Source organism: Colwellia sp. TT2012, from assembly GCF_001440345.1.
Taxonomy (GTDB): domain Bacteria; phylum Pseudomonadota; class Gammaproteobacteria; order Enterobacterales; family Alteromonadaceae; genus Colwellia.
In genome coordinates this window covers 1-920 of sequence record NZ_LJYX01000091.1, presented here as the reverse complement: position 1 = coordinate 920, position 920 = coordinate 1, and the positions used below count along the sequence as shown (strand labels likewise).

Sequence of the window (920 nt, the reverse complement as noted above, 5' to 3'; positions counted from 1 at the left end):
GCCTTTGCCATGCTGTCCAAACACCGCGCGTTACGCATCCTGGCCTCGGTGTATGTGACGGTGGTGCGCAACACGCCGATCCTGGTGCTGATCCTGTTGATCTATTTTGCCTTGCCCAGCCTGGGCATCCGCCTGGACAAGATCCCCTCGTTCATCATCACCCTGTCGTTGTACGCCGGCGCCTACCTGACCGAAGTGTTCCGTGCCGGCCTGTTGAATATTCCCAAGGGCTTGCGCGAGGCAGGCTTGGCGATTGGTCTGGGTGAGTGGCAGATCCGCGCCTATATCACCGTGCCAGTAATGCTACGCAATGTGCTGCCGGCCCTGTCGAACAACTTTATCTCGCTGTTCAAGGACACCTCCCTGGCGGCCGCGATTGCCGTGCCGGAGCTGACCTATTACGCCCGCAAGATCAACGTCGAAAGCTACCGGGTGATTGAAACCTGGCTGGTGACGACTGCGCTCTATGTGGCTGCCTGTTACCTCATCGCCATGCTGCTGCGTTACCTGGAGCAGCGTTTGGCGATCCGTCGATAAGAGGGGTTTTCCATGTATTGGCTGCATGAGTTGTGGATCGCCCGGGAAACCCTCTGGACTGGGTTCCAGACCAGCGTGTATTGCTCGGTGCTGGCGATTATCTTCGGCACCCTGATTGGCATCGTCGCCGGGCTGGTGCTGACCTACGGCAAGTTCTGGATGCGTGCGCCGTTTCGCCTGTACGTCGACCTGATCCGGGGCACCCCGGTGTTTGTGTTGGTGTTGGCCTGTTTCTACATGGCGCCGGCGCGTGGCTGGCAGATCAGTGCGTTCCAGGGCGGGGCCCTGGGCCTGACGCTGTTTTGCGGCTCCCAGGTGGCCGAGATTGTGCGCGGTGCGCTGCAAGCCATTCACCGTGGGCAACTGGAGGCCGGCAAGGCCAT

2 protein-coding genes are annotated in these 920 nt (G+C 60.5%); both read left to right on the top strand.

What is annotated here, in order from left to right; genetic code table 11:
* The coding region (locus ASU03_RS20245; RefSeq protein WP_082627360.1) for an amino acid ABC transporter permease at positions 1 to 537 on the top strand (537 nt) is incomplete at its 5' end.
* 12 nt (positions 538 to 549) lie between these two features.
* On the top strand, positions 550 to 920 hold a 371-nt coding region (locus ASU03_RS20240; protein WP_157465984.1), incomplete at its 3' end, for an ABC transporter permease subunit.